Genomic DNA, 14,491 nt, shown 5'->3' on the forward strand with positions numbered 1-14,491 from the left:
TGAGCAGTTATTGAAGCGCCTTTTTCAGCTCGGCCGCGGCCAGGTCTTGGGCCTGGGCGGCCTGGGGCACCACGGCAGCCATGCCGAAGAACTCGTGAGTCACCCCGTTGTAGTTCTGATATTTGGTGGGTACCCCGGCGGCCTTAAGCTTGTCGGCCAGCATGCTACCGTCGCTCATCAGGGGATCAAGCTCCGCCGTAATGACCGTGGCGGGGGGCATGCCCTTCAGGTTGGCGTTCACCAGCGAAATCATCGGGCTCTTGCCATCAGCAGTGCCACGCAAGTACTTATCGAAGAACCACGCCATCATGGGCTTGTTCAGGGGCTTGGCCTGGGCATTCTTCTGGTAGGAAGGCGTGTTCAGGTCGTAGCTGGCAATGGGATACACCAGTAGCTCATGCTTGGGCAGCATTACCTTCTTGTCGCGGGCCATCATGCTCACGGCGGCGGCTAGGTTTCCGCCGGCGCTTTCACCAGCTACCGCTACTTTCTGGGGGTTACCGTTAAAGGAGGCGGCGTTTTTCAGCACCCACTGGTAGGCGGCAAAGGAATCGTTGTGCGCCGTAGGATACTTATGCTCCGGCCCCTGGCGGTAGGCCACTGACACGAAAATAGCGCCGGTTTTCTCCACTAGGCCACGCACGGAGGCGTCGTAGGTATCGAGGTTGGCAATAACCCAGCCCCCACCATGGTAATATACTACTACGGGCAGCGGGCCACTAGCATTCCGCGGTGTATAGATGCGCACCTTCACGCCTGGCATCACCTGGCGGCTGGTAGTATCGGCGCTGGAGGGCGGCATCGGAATGCTGTTGTCCCGCATTACCTTCTCTACAGCTTCCTTGGCGCCGGGCTGTTGCCGGGCCTCCTGCGCCGATAACGTTTCGATGGGCTTGGGGTTGAGGCTGGCAAGGGCTTCGATTACCGTTTGCATCTCGGGCGCGATGGTAGGGCCCCAGGCGGGCTTCGGGCCAGCTGGCGTTACGGGCTTAGGCCCCGCCGCCGGGGCAGAAACTGCCGGTGCGGTGCTCATGGTATCAGTCGCCGTTGCCGTAGCGCTGGTTGACTCAGATGTTTGGGACGTGTTGCAAGCCGTAAGTGCTAAACCGGCAAGCACCGGAGCAGCCCACCGCAGGGAGGGGAATGAATGCAGAACAGACATCAGGGTGTAGAAAAGAAAAAGAGTAGAATAAAACAGCTTGCTCTACGGGGGCGCTCTGTTCAGCAGACAAGCTCGCCCATAATCATGTACATACTTACAATACAGTCGCTGCTCGCACTAATTTTTTGTCCTTGATAGTCAGCCAGAAGGAAGGCTGCCGACATTATTTACAACCCTTTCGTGCGGATATCCGAAAAAGCCTACTACATTTGTATTACCAAACAGTGCGGGGTGGAGCAGTTGGTAGCTCGTTGGGCTCATAACCCAAAGGTCACTGGTTCGAGTCCAGTCCCCGCTACCTTATAAGAGGCCAAGTAGTTCGTAATGAGTTACTTGGCCTCTTTATTTTGCGTCCTTAGGACGCTAATAGAACGTTAAGATTGGATTTTTGGCGTTCGTATTCGTTGTGCCTAGAAGAGGAAGGCACAAGCAAAGTGGGTTACGATACCAATTAGCTACCTACTGCTCCACCCCGCATCCCAAACATATTAGCGGGATAGTCATAGGTCTCAAACTATCTCCTAAAACATAGTAAGATGTGAAGGAGGATTCCGTTGGGTAGTCACCACTGCTTGCCAGAGAAGTTCATGAGGAGGTGTACCACCTATCACAAGTAGGAGTGGTGAGCCTGACCCATACAAACGCCGTAAAGCGAAGTATCGCATTTGCTTAATATCAGTGCTGCTTGGTTGAGCAGCAGAATTAGGATGTGTATGCCACTCACCTACATAATAAAGGGGTGGGTTTTGATTTTTTGCTGAAGTTAATAGTTGTTTAATACCCTTTGTCCCACGAATGAAGCGGTAACGACCGTGTTCGGAATCCGATGGCGGCGGTGTAGCTACAACTATCGTTGCGACGCGGTAGTCGGAGTCATAATACCCTAGCAGAATACCACCTGTTTCTAAAGGGTGGTGCAATAGAGCCTGCTCACGGATAGTGTCAATTGCGTTCGTAAGCAAGTGCATACATTGCCGACCGTCACTAGTGCAGAAAAGCAGACTCATTAACAGTTTCTAAAATTGAGGTTTGGTCTGATACCAATAGTGGCCAAGCATGACGAATTCTAAGAGGGCATACCGACTTATCTGCATAGGTCTTATCAATCAACTCTACTGCTACACCTGCTAAACCTGCTATCCTGTTCAAAGGAGCGGGAGTTAGAGGGTGCCAGCATCCTATTCCCCTTGGAAATTCTAGCTGTTGAGCCAATTGATTTTGCTCTTCCCTAAAAGGTTGATGCCATTGATTAAAATCAATCCAGTTGAATGTCTCAGCTAGGTCAGCATAGAAAAACAAGTGTTCTGCATTCAGGCTAAGAGAACAACTTATGATAGGAGTGTCCCTGGGAATGCCTGGCAATGGCATCAATTGCAGTACCGCATCTTCCGCCGTGGCATCAATAATGAGCGTAGCCTCTTTGACTGCATTCAAGAAGCCAATATCCTGGTTTGGAAGGGTTAAATGCATCCCAACAACTCTCGTTGAAGGGTTAACTTGATTTAGCCCTGCTGCTAATGCCAATGCCTTTGACTGTCCTAATTGAGGCAAGGCTAAGCTATGTCGCACTAAGTTGCCTGCTTCTAGTACATCCTTATCCACAATTGTCAGGTGGTTCACGCCCATCCGGACTAGTTGCTCAGCGATAGCGCTACCTAATGCCCCAGCTCCTAGAAGCAAAACTTTTGCATTGCTAAGCTTAACTGATAGACGCCCACGGTTCTGTAAAACTTCAGGGTGCCAATTTTCAGCTCGCGGCATCCACTTGAGCTCGTGAGGAGTATTAAGATGGGTTTTAAGTAACTGCACCCGGCTCTTTTGAGGTAAACGAGTTGCGGGTTTAGCGAGCTGGAGTGCCTGCCAATGGTAATGATGTGGCTTCTCACCTACCCTTATAGGGATGGGTACTCCCAACAACAGAAACACTTCTTTTGACTCACTGAAGTGTTTCCACATTGGTTCGAGTAATTCGTTTAGGTCTTTACCTTGTGCGGTCAATGCTTCCCGCAATTGGTCAATTGTAGAAGGCGCTTGCCAGTAGTTTACTACTGGCATGGCATCAAGCCTAATCCATAGAGCATAGTTTTCAGCAGGTTCACTGCTGATGGATTTTCCCCATGTAGGAGCAAAAACTACACTGCGTCCTCGAAAGTCATAAAATCTTTTAATGACATGAGTTAATGGGTTTCCCCTTAGTCGCAGCAGGGAAGCAATGCCGCTATCAACGCCCTGTGACTGCCAATGTTTGTAACTCTGCTCGTCCTCGTAATAGGCCAAAGACCCAGGTATGTTATGTTGGCCTGTATTAAAGTCTGGTAACTCGTAATAGTCGCCAAGTTGAGTGAGGGAACTGGTTGCAGCCAAGGCTAACCATTCTAAGGCACGAGATACATGCCAGCTCAGCCTATCTATAGTGGTAGTAGGCTCGACGGGCATAGCGTTTCGCGTTGCCGCAAGATTATTTTGCCAAGTTAGAGTGCATATGTGCCCGTTTCGGCAAGGCCAAGTACTATGATTGCCCCCATTAAACTGCTGATGAGGAAACGTCTTGTTGATGCCGTACTCATTGTTAACAGGGTGTAATTGTACCTTTCCCCACATGTCCTGCCTGAAGTCAAGCACAACTTCCCAGTCGGTGTATAAAGGTACATCAGATGATGGCTCCGCCCCGAGCAATTCGAGGCGGAGCTGAAGCATCCATACTGTTGAGCTTTGCGTCGGGCGCCATTCACTTTGAACTTGTACCCCCCGCATGGAGGAAAGTATCTTGTGGCTCTGAGCAAGTGCTATTTGGTCTAGTTCATTCATGGCGTATCCGAGCAACTCAACTATGCAAAACGGCCTGGACCTTCCGAACCTTTGGTTGTTGGAGGTACATAACCGCCAGAGCCACCATTTCCACCGTTTGAACCAGACCCTCGCAACTCACGGAGAAGGTCTTTTACATTAGTTATAGACCGCTTCACATTTTGCTCGCTCTCGTATCCCTCAGCGCTATCAGCTAGAATCTTATTGTTTCTAGCTTGAAAACGCCATCGCCATTCAGCTTTCCTATCTGAGTAGTACTCCCATTCAGGTCCTTGCCCGCTGGTATCAGGCTCAACAACTTTTCGCTCAGGTGCCTCTGGTCCTAATGCCTTGAATAATTCAGCGCCTTTCTGGCAGTCTGTTTTGTCCCGGTAGCCTTCGCCTGAATCTGCTACGATTTCGTGGTTACCGTCCTTCAAGTTCCAGCGCCATTCATTCTTGGCGTCTTGGTAATAGTTAAACCCTTTCATTAGGTCGCTCCGTTTGTTGTTAAAAGATACCTCTGTCTGTTCTCGGCCGAGAGTTAAAGACAAGCATCATACAACAATACCTGCGCCATTGTTTCATTCATGACACAATTGCATGTGTTAGACAAGGCCGGATATAACAAGTAAGACAAACCAGCTTATATTTGTAATGCACGGAACTCAAACCGTCATTGTGGCTGAGTTTATCGTATATTCCTTAGCCTTAACTATATATGTCGCACGAAATAAACATCAAGGCATTAGCAGAAGCCATCCAAAGGCATCGCGAAGAGAAAAAGCTCACTGTCAGAGCGGCATCTCTTGAAATGGAGAGCGTTAGCTCATCTACACTATCTAGAGTAGAAAGAGGGAGCCTACCTGACTTAGACACGTATATGCGAATATGTAGGTGGCTATCGGTAGACCCTGCCTATTTTGCCAATGAGCCTGCTTTAAAGAAGGAACTAGGAAGAGAGCCTGTCCTACAAACGGAGGATATTATAGTACATTTAAGAGCTGACAAGCTATTAACTCAGCAAACTCGTGAAGCATTAATTACTATGATAGAAGTGGCCTATGCCGCATCTCGTCGCAATTTGTTACCGAATGAGGCAAAATCTCCTTCCTCCCAAGTTCAAGACCCTTGCTGAAGCAAAATCTCTAGATATTCGAAAGCAACTTGGCCTACGTTCTACTCAGGCTTGCCCAGCCCGATTAGTAGCTGAGCTATATAATGTCAGCGTAACTGCATCCTCCTCATTACTAGAAGTTTTGCAAGCTGACTTGCGAGAGCTATTCCCAGACCAAGCCTTATATTCTGAGCGCCTTACATGGGTTTCAAACCCAGAGTGTAAGTTCTCAGCGCTTGCAGCAATTGTAGGAGAACACAGGATGATTCTCTATAACGATAGCAACTCATTGGCTCGACAGGAGAGTGATATAATGCATGAGTTGGCACACATTATATGCGAACATCCAGGTGATTGCTTACAGTTAAATGCCGATATAGCGCTTAGACAGCATAATGATAGCCATGAGGAGGAAGCTAAATGGTTAGGGGCAACCTTGCAAGTGCCTGACCAAGGGCTATATCAGCTGGTTCGCGCAGGGCATACAACTGAGCGAATTGCTGAAATATATGGTTGCAGTATAGAGATGGCCATATACAGGCGACGAATAACAGCGGTTGACCGCCGCCTGTCTTATATCAAACCAAAGCCTCAATTCTAACGATGTGTAGGAAGGGTAATATCTATATTGCTGCCTACTGTCCCAAAGATTCAAGTATACATTATGCCTTTACTCGCAAACTTCCCTTCACCTAGTAATATAGGACACCAATATTATGTTTACGCTAAAGAACATCCTGCAGATAAATTAGATTTGATAGAGCAATTCAAACAAACTTATCCTGAAAACCCTACTTTGGGTGTTCATAAAATAGTCACCCAAGTTGTAATTAATGGTTTGCCCTGTATAGAGATAGGTTTAAACATGTCAGGGCCCCCTTTAATCACAGTAGAGTTTCGTAGTCAATCAATAGGCTACGGTAACGCGTTGACACTAGCTAATCTGCCTTAATTATAAGTCGAAGCTATTACGACTGACTATAATGCCGCTGATGCCTAGTTTTTTTCTTAAGTGTAGAAAATTAGATTATTACGCATTATCAACAATTATAAGAAACGCTGTTTTACTCAGTGTTCAACTTGCTGATTGTATCTGATATGTGGCAGAATGCTGATATTAGCTCTCACAAGCCATTTTCATAATATTGTATATATTATATACATGGCTAGTGTAGATGCCTAAGCAGCCAAATTTAAATTTCCAAAATAGTAAAATCGCCATGTCACTAGTAGACCATAATTCACCTGATGGTTTTGGTCGATATATAAGGGAGTGGTATACGGAACAAGGATTGCCTAAGCTTAAGGTCTTGAGCTTATTTAGTGGCGGTGGTGGGCTAGACATAGCTTTCCACGACGCTGGCTTTGAGGTCGTGGAAATGGTAGAGAAAGACCTCTCTTGTGTCCAAACGTTGAATCACAATGCACAGCAGGGGAAGCTACTAGAAGGTTCCCGGGGTATATGCGTTGATGTGACGACCTATGAACCTAATCCAGATACGGATGTGGACTTCATCATAGGTGGGCCGCCTTGTCAGTCATTTTCCGCAGCAGGCAGACGTATGGCTGGAGCAATGGGAACCGCTTCACCAGGAGGCCAACTCTTTCAGCATTATGTTAGGTTGCTCAAGATGCTGCAACCCCGTGGGTTTCTTTTTGAGAACGTCCTAGGATTGCTAAGTGCGCAACAGGGTAGTGCCTGGAGGGCAATGCGTGAAGCATTCAACGAAGCGGGTTATCAAACGTCTGTTCATGTTCTAGATGCGGCAGATTATGGCGTTCCACAACATAGGGAGAGAGTAATTGTAATTGGGGTGAAACAGGGAGATTTCTGCTTTCCTGCCCCAACACATGGCCCGCGCTCGAAATCAAGAGTTGAGCATATTACTGCTGCAAAAGCATTAGAAAGTGTTCCTGCCGATGATTTATTGCCTCCTCCAACAGGCAAATATGGTCATCTCTTAAACGATATACCTCCCGGCCTCAATTACTCTTTCTACACTGAGCGCTTAGGCCATCCTCAGCCTATTTTTAGCTGGCGGTCCAAATTTTCAGACTTCCTATACAAGGCAGACCCTCAGGAACCTACTCGTACAATAAAGGCCAACGGAGGCCCCTTCTGTGGCCCTTTCCACTGGGAAGGGCGACCTTTTACACTTGCTGAGTTGAAACGCCTACAAACGTTTCCAGATTCGTATGAACTATTAGGGGGGCGACGTGTCGCCTTTAGGCAACTGGGTAATGCTGTGCCCCCTCAACTCGGTCGGGTTCTAGCACTAGCAATCCGCCAACAGCTATTCGGCGAGCCCATACCTACTGCATTAGATTACTTGCCCCATGGGGATGATACGCGCGTATATCGTCCTAAGCATCTAAAAACTGCCATATACTCTCGCAAAGCTTCAGATGGCCACGCTGCTATTACTCCCATTATGCGTGCGTCTATCACAGAGTGGGAAGGTCAACGTTTTTTGACGGAATCTTTCAGCTGGCAATCAGAGCCTGAATTCGGCTCACATGCATATACCGTCAAGGCCAAACTAGGAGAAGATATTTGGGTCATCCGACTCAAACGTTCAGGGATGTCAGGCATGCAACGTATTCAATACACCTTGACGCTGCGGCCCAATACAGCTCAAGGATGGCCTTTGGAAGCCAAAGAAGTGCGAATACAGGCGTGTGACAATTCTGCTCCCATGTTTACTGCTTGCTGGAAGGCTTTTGAGGAAATATTACGAGAGAAGGCTCATTTATCAGATTTAGTCCAACTTTCCGGGTACTATTACTATACTCAAAGATTCAACGTTGAGCTTCGTCAACAGGACAAGGCACTTGCCCCGTCTTGGTTCGCTGTTGCTAAACAAGTATCTGCAGGGAAGGGCGTAGGCGTCTTGATGAATGAAGATGAACTAGCTAAGCACTGGGGCATATCTCCATCAGGGGTTCCTAATAACCTTGTCGCACTTCGCAAACTAGGCTTTGAAGTACGTAGTCACTACATAAACCCTCAGATACCTGTTGGGCAGTATCTCGTTCCTTATAGCTTTCCTACTTTAAGCCCAAGTAGCCCTCTACGCAAAAAAGAATTTACTGGCCTTGCGGCCGTCACTCAATAACCATTCTCTATTTCGCACTTTTATGCTTTCCCCCTTAATTCCGGTTAAACCACTCCGTGTAACCGACATAGGAGAATTTATCCGTCATGATTCTTGTGAAAGACGATTCAAGTTGGGCCTTGGTAATCGAGACCTAACCAGAGTACTTCCTTTCTTCGACCGCTTCTTGAATACTATGGACCCCGTACTCAAGGCACAGGGACATATGCGTGAGGAGGAGTGGGCTGCTAGCTTGCTAAAAGATGGCTTTAAGGACTCAACAACATTAGTTCCTATATATGATAAAGCGGGGAAGTTCCTCCGTAATGACCTCAAAACCACTTGGGCAGAAGTAGTTGCTGCCATTGGCAGTGCTGTGGTTGGACAGAATTTGTTCTGGCGTGAGACAACTGTTGAAGGCAAAGTTGGTGACTTTGAAGTGCGTGGAAGTATAGATTTCATTTTGCTTACTTGGGCTGCTAATAATGAACCTGTACTGTATGTAGTTGAGTGCAAATCAAGCCGCCGAGACCGTACTTATCATCGGGTACAGGTTGTGTTGTATCAAATTTTAGTTGAACAACTGCTGTCCTCCACGCCAGCAATATGGCATGGGCGCACTATTACTGCCGCTGACTTCAAATATATAGTAGCACGTATAGACGAAACCACGAACCTAAACCAACGAATTTTAGATATTCCAGCGTTTGACCTGTCACTCGAGCGGGCTGATGTTGAGTCCCTTTTAGAAGAGCATGGGTTACTAGCAACCATTCGAGATACTGATTTGGAAGAGCTTCCCTTTCAGTTGAACAAAAAATGTGATGGCTGTACGTTCAGCCCACATTGCCTTACTGAGAGCGCTAGGCACCTACGCTTAGAGCTACTTGGCCTTCCCCCCGCAACCACGCGAGTTTTGCGGCAGTTTGGTGTAAATACTTTAGACCAGCTTGCAACACTAGACTTGCTCTCAAGTGCGGCATCACAGATTCGGAATTCCTTAGGGTTTACAAACGAGCTAAGTCGATTACAGATAGAGGCAATTAGCAGATGCGCCACCCTACCAGGGCGTGCAGGTATTCCCAAGGCTTTCTCAGTAACTACAATTCCCAACTCAGGTCAGGGTCAGCTACCGGAGCATACTTTATCAGGTGTTCCTCTGGTACGAGTATACCTCAATGTAGATTATGACTATGCTGAGAACAGGGTTGTAGCACTAACTGCCCATGTTACAAACAGCCCGAATCAATTAGAAACGCCCTACTCTCTTAAGCCTGATGGTAAAAGAGATAAACCTATCGCTGGTATACAAGAGGTGCATAGTGGTACTGCACAACCTGTGAAAGGCCGTGATGTACAGCAAATAGTGTCATCTTCTTGGACTGGCGATTACGGACAGGATTCGGCTACAGAGCGTGCCCTTATCCAAAACTTTTTTAGGGACATAGTAAACGCAATAGCAACTGAAGCAGGACGGACTGCCAGCGTACCTGTACATTTCTATGTATGGTCAGGCATGGAGATGAAAATGCTCATTGAGGCATGTTCACGAGGTGGAGGAAAACTACTTGGTCATTTGCGTGAACTACTCGGTAGCCGACAAAGTCTAGAGCAGCTGTTGTTCTCCTCAGTAAGTGATGAGGTAACGCAACGTTATGGCCTAGGATGGACAGGGCGCGGGTTAGGTGTTGTAACATCGTTGATTTGGTTCAAAAGACGATTCCACTGGACACGCCACATCAACAGTCAGGATGTGAAGCTTGATGAACAGTTTACACAGGACGTATTTGACTTTAAAACCGCCCTTGACTTTGACCCGGCAAAACCCGGCTATTGGATTGATAAGGATATAGAGCCTTTGGTCGATAAGCATCGATTCGAAATCCGTAGTCGTTTCAATGATGCGTTATCTGCACCATATTGGCGAGCTTATTGGGGAGACCTACCTGACCCTGCTAAATTAGACCATCGTTCACGACGTGCCATTGAGTACTATAACCGAGCTAGTCAGCCTAACTATCTTGCTGAATACTTGCGCAGCCGTACTCATGCATTACGGTGGCTGGACGAGGGATTACGTAAAAACCCAGATATAGAAAAGACCGCTTTATCCATATCTGGACTCACATCATTCACACTCGGTGTCTTCGACGCTGGTAGAGCTGGCATAGATTTTCTTCTCTTAGACCACCACGTAAAAGTGAGCGGGTGGTTGACGCAGAATATGCGGCCTACAGCAGGGAGGGTGGCAACAGGACAAACCCTACCCCTTAAGAACGTACACACCGATGGCAATAAAATGCTCTGTGCAACCATAGACCCGGCGCCGTTCGGGCTCACATTGGCATCACTGGAGTCTCGTGCATTGTACTCCGTTGGTTCTTATGTCCGTGTATCTCCTTGTGCGTCAGACCCACAACGTGGTCAGACGATTCCGCAGCTTACAAAGGGGGGCTGCACATGCGTAATAATAAGTATGGATTGGACAACAGGAGATGTAATGCTAGAGCCGCGCTTTGGCATGCATAATCCTTTTACCCTCCAAAGCGGTAGCTACCAACCGAACGTAGGTGTATTCCCTTTCGCCACTATGGATGAAAGCGTAACGGACTTCGTTGCGAATCGGGTCTATAAAAGACTCTCTTTCAACCCTAGGAATTTCATGTTCAATTGGCTAGACCCAATAACTCCTCATGTACCGCCGCTTGCAGCACTTCCAGCTCCAACAAAGACGTTGCTTGAAACGGTAGTCACAGACTTTCAAGACCCAGACCGCCATCGATTGATGGCTGACCAACGTGATGCTGTTCTGACAGGGCTAGCTACACGAGTTATCTGCTCCAAGGCCCCCCTGGCACTGGTAAAACTACAACCACCGCAGTAGCTATTCTGTCTCGCGTTGCTGCGCGGCGTGCGGTTGGTGATGTGATATTGATTTCGGCTAATACACATAATGCGGTTAGAACCTTACTTAGACGTCTTGCTCTGATAAGCACCACTTTTGCAGCTCAGGCTGCTAGCAGAGGTATGCCTATGCCAAATATCCATTTGGTACAAATGCACTCAAGTGATGTAACAGAGAGCATAACAGGAACAGAGGATTGCACAGATGGGAACTGTACTAGTAGCGTAAAGAGATTGCGCAGAACAGGTGTTGTGATTATCGGTGGCACCACTACTGCTCTGTTAAAAATGTCGGAGAGAATCTCTGCGTCGGCAGCTTACACAGGTGCAGGCCGTGTATTTCAAGCCGATGAGTTAATAATTGATGAGGCAAGTATGCTGGTATTCCCTCATGCTTTAGCCTTAGCATCACTTTTGACAGAGGATGGATGCATGATGTTAACCGGCGACCATCGACAGCTATCACCGATAGTAGCACATGAATGGGAAGATGAAGACCGGCCGCCAACCGTTCTGTATCAACCCTTTCGTAGCGCCTATGATGCTATTCGTAACTTATTAGCACATTCATTGATTGCGGCTGACAAGACACGGATGAACCGCTCAGCTCTCACATATAGCTTTCGACTGCCTACAGTTGTGAGAAACCTGATAAAACGCTTGTATCTTCTTGATGATTTGGAACTAGATGGACCTTCAGGCCATACTAGGCCAGATTCAAGAGGCATTCAAGACGGCTGGGAGAGTGTTTGGGCAAATGGCACTGGCTTGTATCTTATATTGCACAACGAGCGCATATCAAATCAGAGTAATGAAGTAGAGGCCAGCATTATTAAAGAGATGTTGGACGCTGCACCTGCTCAAGCGCCAAATAGTATTGCGGTCATTACTCCACATAGAGCACAAAGGACTCTTCTACAAACTCGTTTAGCTCCTTACATTGACCCAGGCATAGAACCCGTACAGCTAGTCGACACTGTAAACCGCCTCCAGGGTGCTGAGCAAGAAACAATCATCGTATCAGCTGCGATGAGTGACCCTTCGGCTATTGCGGGCAACGCTGAGTTTATTTTGGAGTTGAATAGAGCGAACGTAGCCTTCTCAAGGACGAAAAAACGCCTGATTGTCGTGTGTTCCGAAAGCTTGCTTTCTCATATGCCCGTCGAAGCCGACCAATATGCCGAAACATTGCTTTGGAAGTCATTGCGTCAGGAATGCACCGAACTGGTAGCTACGGAAACTATAGGCAGCTATTCAGTTCGCGTCCTAACGCCTCCCTTTGACCCACCATCTGTTCCTGTATTAGTTACTTCCACCTTAGTGCCAAGCTCCGTATAACACTAAGAGCAGGGTAGGGATAAAGCATTCCCTACCCTGTTTTTTATACCTCCCGTAACCCCGTTTTACTGTTCCTTAATGAGTCGTAACCTTACCTTATAGCTATGAATTCGTACCAATGTACTGTACGCTAAGTGCGGTTGCAAGGCTCGTAAACGACTACTATTAGCCCGCTTAACACTAGCTTGGTTCATGGAGAGGCCCTAGTACGCGAATGGCCCCTCCCCCGTATCCGGCACTGCCCCCCTCTCCCCCAAAGCATTGTTTCGGTGGCTTGGTCGCGCAAAAAATTTTTCAATTTTTTTTGCTAGCGAATCACTGACAAGCAATTACTTACCCTCTTTAGTTATTATAATAATATATAAATAACTATATTTTATTTGACTTTCAGCTTGAGGTCTAGTCTTAGTTTACGCAGCTGCTGCTCTATTATCTTGCGTGCGTTGTCTGCTTCCTCATGACGAATGAAGATAGCGTCATGTATGGTAACCACCTTACGAATTCCTCTTTCGGCCAACGCTCTCACGAGTATAGTGTATATCAGAACGGACTCAATCCTTTGAGCGAGCAAGCAGTTATTCGCATGCGGTTTTCCTTGTCCCTCTACGTTCCACTCCAACCTTTTCAAATTACGGAACAACTGATGAACGCCAGGAAAGGCTTTCTTGAACAGATGGTAGCTTCGTAGAGTGAACAAATTTGAAGCAGCTCTTTTTAGCGTCTGCTCATTTCCGTTGACCATGTGCCATGCGTGTTCTGCTTCACTGCTGCTTAAGCTGAGATGACTAAGCCCGCTATAGTTTGAGAAGCAAGCTCGGTAGTATATGCTCTTACCATCATCTCGAATCATAGGAACGTTGTACTCTCGCTCATAGGATTGCGCTAGAAAATCGTAGATGCCATGACCTACCCGCACATCTAGGCATTTGACTTTATAGCGTTCCCAATCATCATTGCTTTTCATGACCTTGAAAAGCGGAATTGCAACAGCGCATTCGGGAGCAAACCTTCTTATCAGCGCAGGGGTGATGGAAGCTAACAACGAAGGTTGAGAAGCTACAAAATCTACTTCTACCAAGGGAGAGGCCGTATCGCTTTTAAAGCGCATAAAAGGCCGAAGTTCACGGGGCGCACTTGTTATGGGGCCATGTACTCGATATCCGAAATCATCCACTGACGCTTCCTGGAAGATGTTGTTGTTCCACATGTCCAGGTATTGTTCGGCGTTGACCCTTATTCTTCCTTCCGTGTAGAGCCTCGATAAGATTTGACGCGATTCTATGGTATCCACCAAGACTATGTCATCCATATTCTCTCGAATGAACTCACGGTACGGTTCCTCGTAGCGAACACGAGGCTTTTTCGCATTCTGTATTTTGGTGCCTTCGGTCTTCGTTAGCTCCATTTCCAAGATTTGGTAGCTATCGTCCAGAAGATGCGCAGGGACGCGAAAAGACTTGCAACGGCCTATTATGCCTTCTTTTTCGTCAGCTACTTGGAAGTAGCCGCCTGGGTAATACTGACCGTACTCATCGTACTCCAAGCGCTCGAGATAGTTATTGTCTACAAGCTGACGAAGCACATCCACATAGTTCTCCTTGCCAAGGAACGCTTGTAGCGTCGTATAGTTTACCTGTATGTAATCGGAAGCGAATTCCTCTTCCCTCGGCTTGACATCTTTGCTCAGGAGGTAGTTATATAATAGTACCACCCCACGAGTGGTACGTGAAAAGCTTGGCGTGCCAGTGAGGGCAACGTTCAAGTCCGTTAGATTCAAGTTGGCCGGTAGCCGAAACGAGAGTTGCAAGTAAGCGGTTCATCTTATCTATTCAGTTAGGTATTCCTGGGCGCGCCCATGGTAGTCGGTCATGTTACACGGATGCATGGAGGAGGCTTACCAACCAAGTGCCTTCCCATATGTGCTGGCGTCGTCACTAGAATAGCTTAGCCTGCGAACCAAATATATCCTCGTCTATAAAGCGACGAAAATCATTCTCATTGCGATGTCGTTTTTGTACAGCTAAAAGCGCATTTAAAGCGAGCAGAGATGGTTTTTGGCGAAAACTCCCGGCATACCCATATTACCCA

At 47.4% G+C, this 14,491-nt stretch carries 11 protein-coding genes and 1 tRNA gene; 7 read left to right on the top strand and 5 right to left on the bottom strand.

What is annotated here, in order from left to right; all coding sequences use genetic code 11:
• Nucleotides 1–7: 7 nt before the first annotated feature.
• Entirely contained in the window at nucleotides 8–1,033 is a 1,026-nt protein-coding gene (locus K3G63_RS14665; protein ID WP_259404449.1) for an alpha/beta hydrolase, read from the bottom strand.
• 354 nt (nucleotides 1,034–1,387) lie between these two features.
• On the opposite strand from K3G63_RS14665, the gene K3G63_RS14670 reads away from it, so the two are divergent.
• Nucleotides 1,388–1,460 (top strand) — tRNA-Met (locus K3G63_RS14670).
• 223 nt (nucleotides 1,461–1,683) lie between these two features.
• Here K3G63_RS14670 and K3G63_RS23180 read toward each other — a convergent pair.
• From K3G63_RS23180 to K3G63_RS14685, 3 genes are read right to left on the bottom strand one after another with little or no spacing between them, the layout of a single operon-like run.
• A complete protein-coding gene (locus K3G63_RS23180; RefSeq protein ID WP_409070868.1) occupies nucleotides 1,684–2,169 on the bottom strand; it encodes a Mov34/MPN/PAD-1 family protein in 486 nt (161 codons plus the stop codon).
• A complete protein-coding gene (locus K3G63_RS14680; RefSeq protein WP_220614837.1) occupies nucleotides 2,147–3,970 on the bottom strand; it encodes a ThiF family adenylyltransferase in 1,824 nt (607 codons plus the stop codon). Before K3G63_RS14680 ends, K3G63_RS23180 begins: the two co-directional genes overlap by 23 nt.
• Nucleotides 3,971–3,990: 20 nt before the next feature.
• Nucleotides 3,991–4,440 carry a DUF1508 domain-containing protein gene (locus K3G63_RS14685; RefSeq protein ID WP_220614838.1) on the bottom strand — a complete coding sequence of 150 codons (450 nt, stop codon included), beginning with the start codon at nucleotides 4,438–4,440 and terminating at the stop codon, nucleotides 3,991–3,993.
• A gap of 230 nt (nucleotides 4,441–4,670) precedes the next feature.
• Between K3G63_RS14685 and K3G63_RS14690 the strand changes: the two genes are divergently transcribed.
• From K3G63_RS14690 to K3G63_RS14715, 6 genes are all read left to right on the top strand, one after another.
• The gene (locus tag K3G63_RS14690; RefSeq protein ID WP_220614839.1) at nucleotides 4,671–5,087 is read left to right on the top strand and encodes a helix-turn-helix domain-containing protein; all 417 of its coding nucleotides are present in this window, start codon (nucleotides 4,671–4,673) and stop codon (nucleotides 5,085–5,087) included.
• A 241-nt stretch (nucleotides 5,088–5,328) separates the two neighbouring features.
• The gene (locus K3G63_RS23185; RefSeq protein ID WP_409070872.1) at nucleotides 5,329–5,667 is read left to right on the top strand and encodes an ImmA/IrrE family metallo-endopeptidase; all 339 of its coding nucleotides are present in this window, start codon (nucleotides 5,329–5,331) and stop codon (nucleotides 5,665–5,667) included.
• A 63-nt stretch (nucleotides 5,668–5,730) separates the two neighbouring features.
• Nucleotides 5,731–6,018: a hypothetical protein gene (locus tag K3G63_RS14700; RefSeq protein WP_220614841.1), complete on the top strand. Its 288-nt coding sequence runs from the start codon at nucleotides 5,731–5,733 to the stop codon at nucleotides 6,016–6,018.
• 268 nt (nucleotides 6,019–6,286) lie between these two features.
• On the top strand, nucleotides 6,287–8,182 hold the full coding sequence (locus K3G63_RS14705; RefSeq protein ID WP_220614842.1) for a DNA cytosine methyltransferase: 1,896 nt from the start codon (nucleotides 6,287–6,289) through the stop codon (nucleotides 8,180–8,182).
• Between the two features lie 22 nt (nucleotides 8,183–8,204).
• Complete coding sequence (locus tag K3G63_RS14710) at nucleotides 8,205–11,045, top strand: PD-(D/E)XK nuclease family protein (protein ID WP_220614843.1); 2,841 nt, start codon at nucleotides 8,205–8,207, stop codon at nucleotides 11,043–11,045.
• 5 nt (nucleotides 11,046–11,050) lie between these two features.
• Nucleotides 11,051–12,403 (top strand): AAA domain-containing protein, encoded by a 1,353-nt coding sequence (locus K3G63_RS14715; RefSeq protein WP_259404508.1) that lies wholly within the window; start codon nucleotides 11,051–11,053, stop codon nucleotides 12,401–12,403.
• A gap of 376 nt (nucleotides 12,404–12,779) precedes the next feature.
• Here K3G63_RS14715 and K3G63_RS14720 read toward each other — a convergent pair whose 3' ends face one another.
• Nucleotides 12,780–14,165, bottom strand: a complete 1,386-nt coding sequence (locus K3G63_RS14720; protein ID WP_220614845.1) for a hypothetical protein — start codon at nucleotides 14,163–14,165, stop codon at nucleotides 12,780–12,782.
• Nucleotides 14,166–14,491: the final 326 nt, after the last annotated feature.

The sequence above is a fragment of the Hymenobacter sp. HSC-4F20 genome (genome assembly GCF_019599275.1).
Lineage (GTDB): Bacteria > Bacteroidota > Bacteroidia > Cytophagales > Hymenobacteraceae > Hymenobacter.

Excerpts from the sequence above, each read along its gene's own strand:
- K3G63_RS14690 (WP_220614839.1), top strand. The coding sequence starts at position 4,671 with ATGTCGCACGAAATAAACATCAAGGCATTAGCAGAAGCCATCCAAAGG.
- K3G63_RS14665 (WP_259404449.1), bottom strand. The coding sequence starts at position 1,033 with ATGAGCACCGCACCGGCAGTTTCTGCCCCGGCGGCGGGGCCTAAGCCC.
- K3G63_RS14710 (WP_220614843.1), top strand. The coding sequence starts at position 8,205 with ATGCTTTCCCCCTTAATTCCGGTTAAACCACTCCGTGTAACCGACATA.
- K3G63_RS14680 (WP_220614837.1), bottom strand. The coding sequence starts at position 3,970 with ATGAATGAACTAGACCAAATAGCACTTGCTCAGAGCCACAAGATACTT.
- K3G63_RS14700 (WP_220614841.1), top strand. The coding sequence starts at position 5,731 with ATGCCTTTACTCGCAAACTTCCCTTCACCTAGTAATATAGGACACCAA.
- K3G63_RS14705 (WP_220614842.1), top strand. The coding sequence starts at position 6,287 with ATGTCACTAGTAGACCATAATTCACCTGATGGTTTTGGTCGATATATA.
- K3G63_RS14685 (WP_220614838.1), bottom strand. The coding sequence starts at position 4,440 with ATGAAAGGGTTTAACTATTACCAAGACGCCAAGAATGAATGGCGCTGG.
- K3G63_RS23185 (WP_409070872.1), top strand. The coding sequence starts at position 5,329 with ATGATTCTCTATAACGATAGCAACTCATTGGCTCGACAGGAGAGTGAT.
- K3G63_RS23180 (WP_409070868.1), bottom strand. The coding sequence starts at position 2,169 with ATGAGTCTGCTTTTCTGCACTAGTGACGGTCGGCAATGTATGCACTTG.